Source organism: Kribbella sp. NPDC026596 (assembly GCF_040638415.1).
Classification (GTDB): Bacteria; Actinomycetota; Actinomycetes; order Propionibacteriales; family Kribbellaceae; genus Kribbella.
The window spans coordinates 53,325-68,476 of sequence record NZ_JBEZYF010000049.1 but is presented as its reverse complement, the minus strand read 5'-3'; the positions used below and the strand labels follow the sequence as shown (position 1 = coordinate 68,476).

Below are 15,152 nucleotides of genomic sequence, written 5' to 3'. Positions count from 1 at the left end.
GACCACAGCCGTCACCAGCCCGGCCGGAATCTCCAACGGCGGAGCCAAACCCCGCCCGATCATGTCGGCGAACAACATCAACAACACCCCGAACAACGCGGCCGAGGGCAATGAGGCGAGGTGCCGGCCACCGAAGACCCGGCGGGCCATGTGCGGTGCGATCAGTCCGATGAACCCGATCGTGCCGGAGACGGCCACGGCCGCTGAGGCGAGTGCGACGGCGAACAGCAGCAGGGTCCGGCGGGTCTTTTCAACGGGCTCTCCGAGCCCGGCCGCGAGGTCGTCGCCAAGGCCCAGTACGTCGAGCTTGCGAGCCCAGATCAGGGTCAGCGGTACGAGTACCAGCACCCAGGGGAGGATCTCGAAAACCGAGGCCATCGACCGGCCGAACAGGCTGCCGGTCAACCAGATCAGCGCCGCACTCACATCGAGCGGGTTGCGCACCAGCAGGAACCGGATGCCGGCCTCGAAGGCCGCACTGACCGCGATACCCACCAGCGCGATCCGCACCGGCGTAGCCCCACGGCGATAGGCCAGCAGATAGACGAGAACCGCGGCCGCCAGACCGCCGATGAACGCCGCCGGGACAACAGCGATCACCGGTACGCCGGGAACCGCCAGCAGGAGCAGCATCCCCGCGAACCCGGCTCCCTTGGTCACGCCAATGACATCTGGTGCCGCCAGCGGGTTGCGGATCACGCCCTGCATCACGCCACCGGACACGGCGAGCGCGATGCCGACCAGCCAAGCGAGCAGCACCCGTGGCAGCTGGAAGTCGACCACGATCTGGGCTGCCTGATTCGCGCTATTGCCGAGTACGGCGTCGAAGACATCACCCATCGAGACCTCGGTGGCGCCGACGCTGAGGCTGTAGAAGCTCAATACGACGGCGAGTACGCCGAGCGATCCCATGAGTACGGCGGGATGCCGTTTGGCCAGCGACGTACGCCGTACGTGCTGCGCGACAATCGTCGTGCTGGTCATGAGGTCACCTTCTGTCGACGAGCCAGGTAGACGAAGATCGGTGCACCGATCAACGCGGTCACCACACCGGCGGGGACTTCGAACGGCGGCTTGACGTAGCGCGACACGATGTCGGCGTACAGCACCAGGACGCCACCGCCGAGCGTGCACAGTGGCAGGAGTGCGGTGTAGCTGGAACCCACCAGTCGACGGAGGATGTGCGGCACGATCAGCCCGACGAAGGCGACCGGACCGGCCACCGACACCGCCGCACCGCACAGCACGATCACCAGTGCCGAACCCAGCATCCGGGTCCGCTCGACGTTCTGGCCGAGACCGCGAGCCATGTCGTCGCCGAGGGCAAGCAAGTTGAGTGGCCGCGCCATCGCGAACGCGCCTACGAGGCCAAGGACGAGCCACGGCAGCAGGTTGCGGATGTCATGCCAACCGGCGAAGTTCACCCCGCCGACCAGCCAGAACAACACGCTGTCAGCTGAGTTCTCGTCGAAGATGATCAGCACCTGGGTCAGCGAGATCAGCAGACTGCTCGCGGTCACACCGGCCAGCGCCAACCGGACCGGACTCGTCCGCCCACGCCCCGAGCCGGCGAGCATCATCACCGAGACACCCGCCGCGGCCGCGCCGCCGAACGACAGCAGGATCGTCGGCGCACCCGACAGCGACGGCACGATCGTGATCGCGAGTACGACGACGAACACCGCGCCGGCGTTGACACCCATGATCTCCGGTGCCGCCAGCGGGTTCGCCGCGACGGCCTGCATCAGCGCGCCGGCTACCGCCAGGGCGGCGCCGACGCAGAGCGCCAGCACCACCCGCGGCATCCGGATGGACTGCAGGATCAACTCATCCGGCTCGTCCGCCTTGAAGATCGCACCGGGCAGCCGCGACAACGAGATGTGTTGACTGCCGATCGACAGACTCCAGATGACACCGCCAGCCAGCACGACCAGCAGCGCCAGCGTGACCCAGGTGACTCGCTGCTTGTCCGTAACGATCTTCGGACGCTTGTGCGCGGCGTCCTCGGTGGATTTGGGCAGGGTGCCCGCCGACTGTGTCATTTTACTTCCCGTACAGGTCTTTGACGGCTTCGGTCGCGACCAGTTCAGAGGCCAGCAAGCCGCGCGACCTGGACCAGATGTTCTGGTCGACCTTGTACGTCGCGCCGTTCTCGACGGCCGGGATCTGCTTCCACAAGGGACTCTTGGTCCAGGTGTCGGCGAGGGTGTCGCCGGTCTGGCCGGCGATGAACATCACGTCAGGCTTGGTCGAGACCACCGTCTCCAGCGTGAGCGCGACCGTCGCGTCGCCGCTGTCGTCCGACAGTGGCGACTGGATCCCGAGCAGCGCCAGCACACCGGGCGTATACGCCTTCGGCGGGAACGCGGTGAACTCCTTGTCCGACGACACCGCGAACAGCGCCTTGCGGGTCTCACCGGAGTCGACCTTGGCCTTCAGGTCCTTGAGGATCTGTTCGTGCTCGGCCAGCCGCGTCTTCATCTGGTCGCAGCGGTTCAGCACGATCGCGGTGGACATCTCGCTGTCCAGCACCTGCTGGTAGTTGCCGTTGAGACTGGCGTACGCCACGGTCGGCGCGATCTTCGACAGTTGCGCGTAGATCGCCTTGTGCCGGCCGCTGTCGGCCAGGATCAGGTCCGGCTTGAGTGCGGTGATCACCTGGATGTTCGGCGTCGCCCGCAGACCGACCGACTTGTACTCACCGATCTTGTCGCGCAGGCCCGGGATGATCCGCTCCGGCTTGTCGTCGTCCGCGACGCCGACCGGCGACAGGCCGACCGACACCAGCGCGTCGACGAACGAGAACTCCAGCGCCACCACGCGCTTCGGTTCGCCGGTGATCGTGGTGGTGCCCAGGTCGTGCTTGATCGTCCGGGTGGGCTTGCCGCACTGCTCGAGATTGACGTCCGAGCTGACCCCTTGGGCGGCCGCACCGCGGTCGGCATTCGGTGCCGCCCCGGTCGAGTTGGCTGTGGACGCGGCGCCGCAGCCGGACAGGCCGGCCACTGCGACGATCAGGGCGAGTACGGCGATCGGCTGCCGAGCCCTCGTAGGAATGTGGAACATGGCGCTCTCCTGGTGTCAAAGACGCTGTGCAGGGATGGATTGGCTGGACCGCAGGAGTCCGGCGAAGAAGTCGCGGACCACGGGGAGGACGAGCGAGCCGCGGTGGGCGACACCGGGGACCAGCTCGAACCGTACGTCGATGCCCTGGGCAACGAAGTCGCGTTCGAGAGTCCGGAGCCGCTCGATCCGGGTACCGCCGGTCTTCTCGGCGCCGTCCATCCAGTTGGACTCGCCGGGGTTGTCGATCTCCCAGGTGTCGATGTCGTTGCCACCGACCACCATCAGGACCGGGACGCCTCGGAGTGTGTCGAGGTCGATGGCACGGCCGAACCGCTGTTCGAAGTCCGCCGTACCGAGCCACCAGGGGACGCTGTCGTCGAGCTGGGTGATCCGGCCGGGCGCGCCGATCGACACCCCGGCCAAACGATCCGGGTGGAGGTAGAGGAAGCGGTGGGCGAACTGCCCGCCGCCGGAGAACCCGTGCAGGTAGAACCGGTCCGGGTCGACGGGGTACCGCTCGCTGACCTCGTCGACGATCGCGAGCAGCGCCTGGTCGTAGCGAATGCCGCGGTACTCGATGAACTTGAAGTTGTGCAGGTCGTCGGGGTCGATGATCCCGGCGGGGAACAACGGTGCGAGGACGACGACCTGGTGCTCGTCGGCGAAGGCGACCATGTGGTCGCGGTACAGCGAGGCGTTGCGCTCGGTGCCGTGCTGCATGACGAGCAGCGGAGCCCGGTCGGTCCGCAGGTTGTCCGGGACGTAGAGGCAGTAGCCGAGCCGCTGGTCGTACTGCGAGGCGAAGATCGGCGTCTTGCCCCGGGTGTAGTGGGCCCAGGTCGGTCGGTTGGTCACGGGTGGCTCTCCTCCTGGTAGAGGTTGAACGGCACCAGTTCGTACTGGTTCTGGCACGGGGATCCCGCGGCCACGTAGTACTCGCCGGTGGTGAGGTCGACGCAGCTCGAGAGGGTGGTCGACCACTGCTCGACCTCCGGCAACCGCTCGTCGGGGTGGGCACACAGGGAATCCGGGTGGCCGAGGTGGTCCGACATCGCTGTGTGGATGGCGGTCCGGACGTCGGCGGACTTCTCGGCGTACGCCGCCTTCGCCAGGCCTCTGCGAGCCCGCGGTACCCGGACGAGTGAGTCCGGGGACATCAGACGCTCCGCCGGTGGGGTGAAGGCCTGGTAGTGGTTGCCGTGGACAAGGAGTCCGTTGTCGCCGTACTCCCAGCCGTGGCCGGCGGGCGTCGTCTCGATGTCGATCGAGAAGCCGTCCCGGTGGGTGATCAGTGCGTTGCTGGGGATGTGGGCCTTGGTCCAGGTGAGGATCTTGATCGCGTCCGCGACGTTGGGTGTGTCGAGGACCGCGCGCCGGATGACCGTCTGCGGCATGCCCACCGAGTCGTCGTACCGGCCGCCGAGGCCGTTGGCGTTGAGGGCGAGGCCGGCGGAGTTGGCGCCGTGCCGGCCGATCTGGCCGGCCTCGACCTGCATGATCAGGGTGGGCTTGGGCCGCTGGACGACCCGGAGGATCACGACGGTGCCGCGGATGGCGTGCCGCCAGTCCCAGTTCTGACCGGCGTACACGTGGCCGTCGCCGGCCGCACGGTCGATCAGGGAGAACGACGTACAGCCGTCCGGGGCTTCCGGGAACCAGTTGTCGTAGATGATCTCGCCGCGGCAGTTGAGGGCGACGATCTCCGGGAGCGAGACGCCGGCGCCGTCCGCGATGCCTTGCATCTCGTCCAGGAGCCCGGGGAAGTCGCGCTCGACGAGTTGCTGCCACGGGCGGGTGTGCTCGAGCACCTGGTCCCAGGCCAGTCCGGTCTGGTGGGCGAACCCGGTGCGGTAGTACGCGATCGCCTGGGCGATCAGATCGGCGGCCGCGCTCCCGTACTGGCGGCCGCGCTCGGCCGGCGACTCGCTGACGATCTCGATGACGCGGGGACTCGGCACAGAGACTCCTTGGTGAGGTGCCGTTGATTAGAAGGGGAACATTGACGCAATACTGTAACGGCTATTACGGTCCTGTCCAGACCTTGCGGCGAACAGCCCCAGGAATCCAGTGAGGAGCCGGCATCGGATGACCACTCGACCGCCCAGCAAGCAGCCCGTCGACCTGATCCTGTACGGCGGTGTGGTCTGGACCGCCGATCCAGAGCAACCCTCGGCCTCGGCGGTCGCGGTCGCCGGCGACCGCATCGCCAGAGTCGGCAGCGACGCCGAGGTGCTGGCGCTGATCAACCCGCGAACCCGGCTCGTGGACTTGGCGGGGCGGATGGTGTGCCCAGGGTTCAACGACGCGCACACGCACTTCGAGAACGCGGTCGACTGGTACTTCCAGGTCGCGCTCACCGACGTCAACGACCAGGCCACGCTCTCTGAGCGCGTGGCAGCCACTGCGGCGCGACTGGGTCCGGGACTGTGGATCACGGGGGGAGACCTGGGTGACTTCGCCTCCACGCGGGAGACGTCGCCGACGCTGCTCGAACCCGACCTGGCCGTGATCGATGCGCTGACGCCCGACAACCCGTTGATCATCCGCCGGGCCGATCACTCGTACTTCGCCAACTCGAAGGCGCTCGAGGTTGCCAAGATCGATCGCGGCACGCCCGATCTTCGCGGCGGCAGGTTCGGCCGAGATCCTCAGGGAGCGCTGTCCGGGATGCTCTTCGGGCAAGTCGGCGAGTTCGTCCAGCGACTGGTCAGCCCGATCTCACTGGAGCAGAAGCTGGTGGGTGCGCGCGGCGTCATGGCGCAGCTGAACGCGGTCGGAATCACCTCGATCCACGACATCGCCCGGCTGCCCGCGGTGACCGAGGAAACGATCCCTCCGGTCTTTCTCGAGCGCAGCTTCTCCAACGCGGAGATCTTCCAGCGCCTCGCGGACCGCGACGAGCTGTCCGTACGGGTGTACGCGTTCCTCCCGCTCGACACCTTCGACCGGCTCGCCGGGCATGGCATCACGCCGAAGACCGGTGACGACTGGCTGCGGTTCGGTGCCCTGAAGATCTTCATCGACAGCGGTGCGATGCTGCCACCGTTCGACCCGGCCGACGCACCGGGTACCGGGCTGACCGACGGGTGGTCGTACCGGTTCGTGGGGGAGGAGCGCCTGGGCGAATTGGTGCTGGCCGGCGACGCGGCCGGCTTCGACATCGGCGTACACGTCACTGGGGATCGCGGGGCTCGAATCGCGATCGATGCCTTCGAGTACGCCGCCCAGCTGAACGGCCCGCGAGACCGCCGCCACCGGCTCATCCACGCCTGGCATCTGGCCGCCGACGACTTCGATCGAGCCGGCAAACTGGGCCTGGTCGCGGACGTGACCTCCGACCAACTCGCGCTCTACTCCAACGGCCTGGACAAGGCACTCGGCGCCACCCGAGCCGCCAACGCCTTCGCCTGGCGCCGCCTCATCGACAGCGACGTGACCGTCAACCTGGTCTCAGACTTCCCCGGCGCCTTCAACAAGTCCCACGTCGCGCAGATCAACCCCCTGCACAACATGTACGTCGCCATAACCCGTCAGGCCGGCGTGGACAGTGTGCCGTTCCACCCCGAGCAGACGATCACCGTCGACGAGGCCCTGCTGGCCTACACCGCCAACCCCGCCCACGCCTCCCACGAGGAAGACATCAAGGGCACCATCACACCCGGCAAACTGGCCGACCTCGTAGTCCTCAGCGAGGACATCCGCGCCGAAGACCCCGAGGTGTTGCTTCGGGCAACGGTCGAGCAGACGTACCTCGGCGGTCGCCTGGTGTATTCCGCTTCCTGACTGTTCGCCGGCCGGCTGTCATTGCACTGGCCGGCGGTCAGGGGGCCAGGTGTACGACGTCGGTGGCGGCGACGGCGTCGACCAGGAGGCGCTCGTTGGAGTCGGCGTGGGCTTCGACCAGGCGGGTGGCTTCGGCGACGTTGCGGTTGACGAAGGCGGCCCAGATGGCTCGGTGCTCGTCGAGTGCTTCGGCGGGTCGCTTGGACGACTCGTGGTAGGTGGACTCCAGGATCGAGAGGGCGTACCGCATCTCGACCGCGATACCGGCGAAGAAGTCGTCGACCCGGGGACTCCCGATCAGCCCGACCACCGCCTGGTGGAACTCGAGATCCCGGCTGACGATCTCGTTCGCGTTGCCGGCCCGGGTGGCGTCGGCGAGGTTCTCGAACGCCTCCGTCAGCACCTTCAGTTGCGCGTCGGTCAGCTCGTCCGCCTTCGCCGCCGCACTGCCTTCGAGCGTCTTCCGGACCCGGTACAGGTCGTGGATGTCGTTCTCGGTGAACAGCACGACCCGGGAGCCCCGGTGCCGGTAGTGCCGGACGATCCGCTCCCGCGCGAGGATGCCGAGAGCGTCCCGCACAGTACGCCGGGAGACGTCGAACTGCGCCGACAGTCCCTCCTCGCGCAGTTGCTCACCGGGTTTCAGCGTGCCGCCCATGATCAGGTCGCGCAGCAGCGTCGCGACCTCCTCGGCGGTGGTGCCGCGACTCAAGGTCGGGATACGGCCGTCGACCGGCATGGCGGTTCCCTTCTCGCCGTGGACAAATTCAGCGCAACTCTAGCCGCGCACACCTGCTATCGTATCATTGCTGCATTGGTGACCAATCCTGTGAGGACATCGAATGGTGATCACCGAGGTACTCGAGCAAGCCTTCGGCCTCCGCCCGGTCGCGGTGTCACCTCTGGGTGGGGAGGTCGACCAGAACCTGGCCGTCGACCTGCACGACGGTACGCGCGTAGTCGTCAAGATCTCACCCCCAGGCACCGACCCGGACCACCTCCGCGGGCAACACACCCTGATGTCCCTAGCCGCCCAACAAGGCGCGCTAGACCCGGTGCACGTGCCGACGATGGTCCCATCCCAGACCGGCGACACAGTCGTCGAGCTGGCCTCCGACGGGACGGTCAGGGGTGGAGAAAGCGTTCGGGGTGGTGCGGGGGCGCGGTTGGTGACTGTGCAGGGGTGGGTGGAGGGGAGGACCTTGTCTGAGTTGAATGCGCATTCTGTGGAGCTGCTTGGGGAGCTTGGGGGAACTGCTGCTCGGATGGTTCACGCGCTTGCGTCGGCCAAAGGGTTGCCGACGGCAAGTAGTCATCACTGGGATCTGTTGCGCGCGCCGGAGGCTGTCACGGATGGCATCGGTGCGGTTGACGATCGGGCTCGGGTGGAGCAGGTGCGGCGGATTGTTTCGTGGTTTGACGACGCGATGGATCGGCATCGGACCGAGCTTTCGATGGCGGTTGTTCACCACGATTTGAATGACTTCAACGTGCTCGCTCGGCGTGGAATGGACGGCCGGCATCACGTGCACGGTGTGCTCGACTTCGCTGATGCGTTGTATACCGTGCGTGTCAGTGAGTTGGCGATCGCGGTTGCGTACGCGATGCTGCGCAAGCCGAATCCGCTGAGCGCGGCTGCCGCGGTGGTTCGTGGATACGCCGCTGAGCTCGAGTTGACGGATGCGGAGCTCGCGGTGCTCTACCCGCTGGCGGCGGTCAGGTTGTGCGTCAATGCCGTGACGTGGACGAAGCGATGCGCTGAGGGCGGTACGGCGTACGGGCAGGAGCGGATGAGGCACACCTGGCCTGCGATCGCGCACCTCGCCCGTACGCCACCGGAGTTGGCTGAGCTGGTCTTCCGTGAGGCTGCCGGTGCCACGGTCGCGCCCGTGGTCCCGGTCGCGGGAGAGGGCGCTCTGTCGGTCTTGGGTACCAGCGCTGGACCGGCCGTGGATGTGCGGGCTCATCTCCACCCTGTTGCCGAGCTGGGTGCGCGGCGGTCGACTGTGGCGGGGGAGACGGCGACCCATCGGCTTGGTGTCGAGCTTGCGTCGGCTGAGCCGTTCAAGCTCTTTGCGCCGTACGACGGTGTCGTCGAGGAGCGCGATGCGGTTCCCGAACCGTTGCTGATCCTTCGTCATGAGGGGAACATCTGGTCCCGCTGGACTGGGGTGACCTCGACAGTGTCCAGGGGCGACCGCGTCGCGGCCGGCGACGTGGTCGGCAAGGCCGCGGTGCCGTCTGGCGTCGGGGTTCGGGTGGCGGTGTTTCGGTCGGCTGAGACGGCGCGTTTGGTTGAGCGGGCGTTGGTTCCTGCGTCCGAGGTCGGCGCTTGGGCGGTCGTTTCTCCGGATCCGCAGGAGTTTCTTGGGCTTGGCGTACGGCGTTCGCGTGAGGGGGACGGGTGGACGGCCGGACGGGTGCTGGCCACCAGGGATGTGCACTTCGCTCGGTCCCAGCGTTCGTACTATGAGCGGCCGATGAATCTTGTGGTCGGGCGCGGTACCTGGTTGTACGACGAGTTCGGCCGGGGCTACCTCGACGCGATGAACAACGTCAGCCACGTCGGTCACGGGAATCCCCGGGTCGTGGCTGCGGCGACCGCACAGTTGCAGCGGCTCAACACGAACAGCAGGTTCCTGTACCCGGGCATCGCCGAGTACGCCGAGCGGCTCACGGCGTTGCTGCCCGATCCGCTCGACGTCGTGTTCCTGGTCTGCAGCGGGAGTGAGGCCAACGACCTGGCCATCCGGATGGCGCGCCAGGTGACGGGCCGCTCGGATGTGCTGGTGGTCGACGGCGCGTACCACGGCAACACCTCGGTCATCACCGGACTGAGCCCGAACCGCTACAAGGGCCCGGGCGGCACCGGTCCTGACCCGACGACGCACGAGGTCGAGCAGCCTAACCGCTACCGCGGCCGCTTCGGGTACGGCGACCCGCAAGCCGGGCCCAAGTACGCCGCCGACGTACAGCGGCAGCTGGACCGGCTGACCCAACGAGGCCGGCCGCCGGCCGCGTTCATCGCGGAATCGGCCATGGGCACGGCCGGAAGCATCTTCTATCCCGACGGGTACCTCGACCACGCGTACGCCGCAGTCCGCGCGGCGGGTGGTCTGTGCATCGCCGACGAGGTCCAGGTCGGATTCGGTCGGCTCGGTGACGTGTTCTGGGGATTCCAGAGCCAGGACGTCGTTCCGGACATCATCACGATGGGCAAGCCGATCGGCAACGGGCATCCGATGGCCGCGGTCGTGACCACGCGGGAGATCGCCGACGCCTTCGACACCGGGATGAAGTACTTCAACACCTTCGGGGGGAACCCGGTGTCCTGTGCAATCGGAACCGCTGTGCTCGACGAGATCGCCGAGCAGGACCTCCAGGCGCGTGCTGCCGAGACCGGGCGGGAGTTCAGGAGCAGGCTCGAGCAACTGGCGGCCAGGCATGAGTTGATCGGGGACGTGCGCGGTCACGGCATGTATCTCGGCGTCGAACTGGTCCGCGATCGCACGACCAAGGAGCCGGCGGGCCAGGAGGCCCTGCTGGTCAGCGAGCTGATGAAGGACGAAGGAGTGCTCGTCTACCCGACGGGATCGGCGGGCAATGTGCTGAAGCTCAAGCCGCCGCTCACCTTCACGAAGCGCGATGCCGAGTTGTTCACCGACGTTCTGGACGAGGTCCTGACCAGGGACTGGTGAGCTACCAGCCCTCGGTCAGAACGCGGTCGAGGGTGTCGGCGAAGAAGTCGACGTCGGCGATCCCGATGCCCAGTGGCGGCTTGATCTTCAACACACACAGGCGATCGGACGTCGGCTGCATGATCACGCCGAGCTCACGCATCCGCTCGCAGATCGCCGCGGTCTCCCGCTGCGCCGGCTCCAGTGTGACGCGATCGCGCACCAGCTCGACACCGACGTACAGGCCCATCCCGTGCACTGCACCGATGATCGGGTGGCGGTCGGCGAGCTCCAGCAACCGCTGCCGAAGATGGTTGCCAACGAACCGAGCGTTCTCCTGCAGTTGCTCGTCACGCAGTACGTCGAGGACCGTCAGACCGGCGACACAGCTGACCGGACTCCCGCCTGCCGACGAGAAGAAGTACCCCTGGTTGCGATATCCCTCGGCGATCTCGGCCGTGGTGATGACGGCCCCGAGCGGGTGGCCGTTACCCATCGCCTTCGCCACCGTGACGATGTCGGGCACGACGCCTTGTTGCTCGAAGCCCCAGAAGTGATCTCCGAGCCGGCCGTACCCGCTCTGCACCTCGTCCGCGATACACAGCCCGCCAGTCCGCCGTACCGCCGCATAGACCTGGCGGAGATAGCCGTCCGGCAGCGCCATGCCGCCGGCATTCCCGTAGAACGGTTCGGCGAGGAAGGCCGCCGGGGGAGTGGCCAGATCGTTGATATAGGCAACGGCATCCTCGGCATACCGATGCGCGTCGGCTCCCCGGTACTGGCCCCGGTACGCGTTCGGCGCCGCGACCGTGTGCACCCAGGAAGGCCGCGTGTCGAGGGCGTTGGGGTTGTCGGCCACCGAGGTCGAAATGGCGTCGGTCGCATCCGACCACCCGTGGTACGCCTCCCGGACGGAGACGACGTCACGCCGCCCGGTGTTCGCCCACGCGAGCCGCAGCGCGAGGTCGTCCGCCTCGGTTCCGCTGTTGACCAGGAATACCGTGTTCAGCGGTTCGGGCAGTAGCGCGGCCAGGCGCTCGGAGAACTCGACGACGGCCCGGTAGTGGAAGCGCGAGTTGGTGTTGAGTAACCGCCACTGCCGCTCGATCGCCGCGGCGAGGCGTGGATGCCCATGGCCGAGGATCGACACATTGTTGACCATGTCGAGGTACGAGCGTCCGCCTAGATCGAACAGGTGGTTGCGCCAACCACGCTCGATCTGCGGAGGCTCACGGAAGTAGTGCTCCTGAACCTTGGCGAACGACGAGTCCCGCCGGGACAGCAAGGCGTCGTCGTCGACCTGCTGCACGACGTCGGGATCGATCAAGCTGGTCGGGTCCAGGCATGACTGTGCCCAAGCGTCGGCGAGCGACTGGGGAACGAAGAAGGGTGGCTGGTCGTCGAGGCGGCTCACCTGGATCCGCAACGCGGCGTCAGAGGTCAGGCGGCCGAGAAGCTCACCGGCTTCGACGGCTCCGTCGGTCTGGACCGCGAGGTCAGGGCTGCTCAGCCACAGATTCGTTCCGTCCGAGTGCGTGAGCGTCAGACGATCGCCGTAGTGGTGCACGACGGCGGCCCAGGGCGCGCGGACGTCGAGATCTTCTGCGGTGATGACCTCGACACCGACGCCGACGGACGCCGGAGCATCGTGGGAGTTCAAGCGCGTCTGCGTCAGCCTCGCTTGAAGGAACCGAACATAAGCCACCCCCGACGCAGTCCAAGTGAAGGTAGAAGGCTCCACGTCGGGATTCGTCACCGACAGATCGATTTGCGTGGGCACAACGGGCTGGTCAGCTGTCCAGAGCAAAGGTGAGCCCTGCGCGGGGCGGCGCCGCAGGGGAGGCCGGACGGACGCGCGGATCAGTTCCGTCAGTACCTCGAGCGGAAGCGAGGTTGCTCGCTCGAAGATGTGCCACTCCCGCTCCAGGTTCTCCGCGGCGTACCGGTTGTCGCCGTCGACCTGTGTCTGCTGCTGACCGCTGACCATCAGCGCGGCAGCCCGCAGTACGACGAGCGGCCCGAGCGCCGCGAGTTCGTCATCGGAGATCGGCCTGATCCGGTTGAACGCCCGGATCGCCGGCAGCATCGTCGCCGGATCGGCCGAGTAGTACAGCAGGGACGCGCAGGTCACCGCGAGTTCGGCGATCGCCCAGCTCTCCATCAGGTCACCGAAGTCGATGACGCCGATCGGTTGTGGCCGGCCATCGTTGCCTACAGCACTGATCACGTTGTCGTCGGTCAGATCGCCGTGGATGACCTGCAGCGGCAGGCGCTCTACGTACGGCGCCAGCGCCTTGCCAGCCGCTCGGGCCACGGACCGAGCGGCCCCGGACCCGCCCGGGACGGTCACGAAGTCGGCCAGCCGCGACACCACCTCCTCAGCGTGCCGGAGGTCCCACTGCAGAGCACGCGGAGGGACGACGCCCTCGAAGTCGGCCAACGCCCGGCAGGTCCGGCCGGCGAGGTCTCCCAACGCCGCGACCACCTCGGGCGCGAGATAGCGACTGGCGCTCAGGACATCGCCCGGGACAAAGGTCACCAGCCGAGCATGCGTCGACCGGCCGGCCAGTACGACGGGTTGCACTGTGGACCCGTCGAGTCCGGCAAGAGCAGTGGGCACCTGAATGTCCGGTTCGGAACGTGCGACGTGAGCCGCGGCCTGATCCTGCGCGGCGAGATCCTCGCGGGTGAACGCCGCGTTGGACACCTTCAGGACGTACTTCCCGGAGATCAGGAAGTTCGCGTCCTGCTGACTCCCGAGCTCGGTCGCCGTGCCCTCGACGCCGTACGTCGTACGCACGAACTCCTCGGCCTGGACCACGGAGATCTCCGGCACCGGGAGCGACGGCTGCTCGAAGAAGTTGAACGACTGGGTCATGCGCGTTCCTCCGCGATCGAGTTGCCGCCGTCGACGATGACGCACTGGCCGGTGAGGTAGGACGACGACGGGGTGCACAGATAGGCGATCAGGCCGGCCACTTCGTCCGCCGTACCGCTGCGACCCAGCGGAGTTCGCAAGCCCTGCTGGTGTTCGGCCGGCGTTTGGGAGTCGGTGGCGATCCATCCGGGCGCGACGGCGTTCACGGTGACTCCGGCCGCGGCGGAGTCGAGCGCGAGGCTTCGGACGAGTCCGACGACGCCTGCCTTCGCAGCGCCGTACGCGATTTCGCCGCGCATTGCCATGGCCGGGCCGGTCAGGCTGGCCACCAGCACCAGGCGCCCGGCATCAGACTCCTCGAGCGCCGGCATGACGGCGCGGGCGAAGAGGAACGCAGCGTCCAGATTGCGCGCGAGGCCCGCTCGCCAGGTCTCGAACGACATGTCCTGCACACGGCTTGCCTCGGGCTCCGGGTGAGTCGTCGAGGTCATACCTGCGCAGTTCACGGCGATGTCGAGCCGGCCGAAGTGTGACTTGGCCGCGCCGGCGAGCAACCCCGAAGTCCCGGAGTGAGTCAGGTCCCCGGTGATCGCGACGGTCCCGGACGGGAGCTCAGCGGCGCGTTGATGGACTCTGTCGCCGGTGGCGGAGACGACCAGGGATGTGCCGCGAGCAGCCAACGCGCGCGCGACCGCGAAGCCGATGCCGTGGGGTCCGCCGACGCCGGTGACGACCGCAGCTCTGCCCGCCAGCTCGCCCACCCCTGCCGCCTTCCTCGTGATTGGTGAGCAATTTAGCAGAACCGGAATTGGTGAGCAATCTTGGATGGCGACTGCGCTAGAAGCCGAGACGATGACGCAGAGCGGTCAGCCGCTCGGAGGCCTCGACCGACTGCTCCACGTTCGCGGCGGCCACGCCTTGGGCCAGAACGTCGGCGACGATGATCGACGTCAGCGGCTCACCGGTGAGGCCCGTGGGCGTCGTCGGCGACTGCAGTGTGACCGTCACCTGCTCGGCGAGCTTGCTGGCCGGGTCGTCGGTGATCAGGACGGTCGAGGCGCCGACCGTACGGGCCTGATCGACGAGGGTCTCGACCTCGACCACCGAGCGGCCGGGTGCGAAGAGGACGACCACATCGCCGGATCCGATCCCGAGCAGGTCGTCGGCGAGCCGGAAACCGCCGGCTTGGAGGGTGGACGAGCGGAGACCGACGCGCCGGAGGATCAACGTCAGATGGTCTGCCGCGACGAACGACGCGCCGAAGCCGTAGGTCAGCGTGTTGTTCGCATCGAGGAGAAGCTGAACGGCCTGCTGGTAGCGATCGAGCGCGAACGTCGGCTGCAGGAGCTCGATCCGGTCCATCGACTCCGCGAGGACCCGTTGCCACAGGTTCTCGAGGTCGCCACCGCTGGACTCGACCCGCTTGCGCGCACGCAACTCCGGACGGTTGGACCGGGTGAACGGCGCGGCGATCCTCGCCTTCAGCTCGGCCAGGCCGGTGTAGCCGAGCGCCTGGACGGTCCGGACGACGGTCGCGTTGCTCGTCTTGGCCTCGGCGCCGAGCTCGACGGCCGACAGGAAGAGCAACTCCTCCGCCGACCGCTCGGCCAACGACCGGCAGACAGCGCGCGCTGCCGGAGAGAAGCCCTCCCAGCGCTCCCGGATCCGGGACCGTAGGTCCGCGATCACCTCGGCCTGCGTCTCGCCGGTGGTACTGCGAGCGTCATTCATGCCATGGATGGTACGAG

At 67.4% G+C, this 15,152-nt stretch carries 11 protein-coding genes; 2 read left to right on the top strand and 9 right to left on the bottom strand.

Translation table 11 applies throughout. The features are described from left to right. The 5 genes from AB0E63_RS32010 to AB0E63_RS31990 form a co-directional block, all read right to left on the bottom strand. Positions 1 to 984, bottom strand: a 984-nt coding sequence (locus AB0E63_RS32010) for an iron ABC transporter permease (protein WP_360374534.1), incomplete at its 3' end; no start/stop codon positions are given. After that, positions 981 to 2,042, bottom strand: coding sequence for an iron ABC transporter permease (locus AB0E63_RS32005; RefSeq protein ID WP_360374532.1), 1,062 nt, complete (start codon positions 2,040 to 2,042; stop codon positions 981 to 983). The genes AB0E63_RS32010 and AB0E63_RS32005, both read right to left, overlap by 4 nt. A gap of 1 nt (position 2,043) precedes the next feature. Then, a complete protein-coding gene (locus AB0E63_RS32000; RefSeq protein WP_360374530.1) occupies positions 2,044 to 3,066 on the bottom strand; it encodes a Fe(3+) dicitrate ABC transporter substrate-binding protein in 1,023 nt (340 codons plus the stop codon). A gap of 15 nt (positions 3,067 to 3,081) precedes the next feature. Further along, entirely contained in the window at positions 3,082 to 3,921 is an 840-nt protein-coding gene (locus tag AB0E63_RS31995; RefSeq protein WP_360374528.1) for a PHB depolymerase family esterase, read from the bottom strand. Beyond that, the gene (locus AB0E63_RS31990) at positions 3,918 to 5,024 is read right to left on the bottom strand and encodes a C45 family peptidase (protein WP_360374526.1); all 1,107 of its coding nucleotides are present in this window, start codon (positions 5,022 to 5,024) and stop codon (positions 3,918 to 3,920) included. Before AB0E63_RS31990 ends, AB0E63_RS31995 begins: the two co-directional genes overlap by 4 nt. A gap of 127 nt (positions 5,025 to 5,151) precedes the next feature. On the opposite strand from AB0E63_RS31990, the gene AB0E63_RS31985 reads away from it, so the two are divergent. Next, complete coding sequence (locus tag AB0E63_RS31985; RefSeq protein ID WP_360374524.1) at positions 5,152 to 6,849, top strand: amidohydrolase; 1,698 nt, start codon at positions 5,152 to 5,154, stop codon at positions 6,847 to 6,849. Between the two features lie 37 nt (positions 6,850 to 6,886). Here the strand turns inward: AB0E63_RS31985 and AB0E63_RS31980 are convergent, their stop codons facing one another. Further along, entirely contained in the window at positions 6,887 to 7,588 is a 702-nt protein-coding gene (locus AB0E63_RS31980; protein WP_360374522.1) for a GntR family transcriptional regulator, read from the bottom strand. A 103-nt stretch (positions 7,589 to 7,691) separates the two neighbouring features. Between AB0E63_RS31980 and AB0E63_RS31975 the strand changes: the two genes are divergently transcribed. Beyond that, entirely contained in the window at positions 7,692 to 10,547 is a 2,856-nt protein-coding gene (locus AB0E63_RS31975; RefSeq protein ID WP_360374520.1) for an aminotransferase class III-fold pyridoxal phosphate-dependent enzyme, read from the top strand. 1 nt (position 10,548) lies between these two features. Here the strand turns inward: AB0E63_RS31975 and AB0E63_RS31970 are convergent, their stop codons facing one another. The 3 genes from AB0E63_RS31970 to AB0E63_RS31960 all read right to left on the bottom strand — a co-directional run bounded on the left by AB0E63_RS31970 (position 10,549) and on the right by AB0E63_RS31960 (position 15,135). Continuing rightward, a complete protein-coding gene (locus AB0E63_RS31970; protein WP_360374518.1) occupies positions 10,549 to 13,404 on the bottom strand; it encodes an aminotransferase in 2,856 nt (951 codons plus the stop codon). Next, positions 13,401 to 14,165 (bottom strand): SDR family oxidoreductase, encoded by a 765-nt coding sequence (locus tag AB0E63_RS31965; RefSeq protein WP_360374516.1) that lies wholly within the window; start codon positions 14,163 to 14,165, stop codon positions 13,401 to 13,403. Before AB0E63_RS31965 ends, AB0E63_RS31970 begins: the two co-directional genes overlap by 4 nt. A 76-nt stretch (positions 14,166 to 14,241) precedes the next feature. Then, positions 14,242 to 15,135 (bottom strand): MurR/RpiR family transcriptional regulator, encoded by an 894-nt coding sequence (locus AB0E63_RS31960; protein ID WP_360374514.1) that lies wholly within the window; start codon positions 15,133 to 15,135, stop codon positions 14,242 to 14,244. Positions 15,136 to 15,152: the final 17 nt, after the last annotated feature.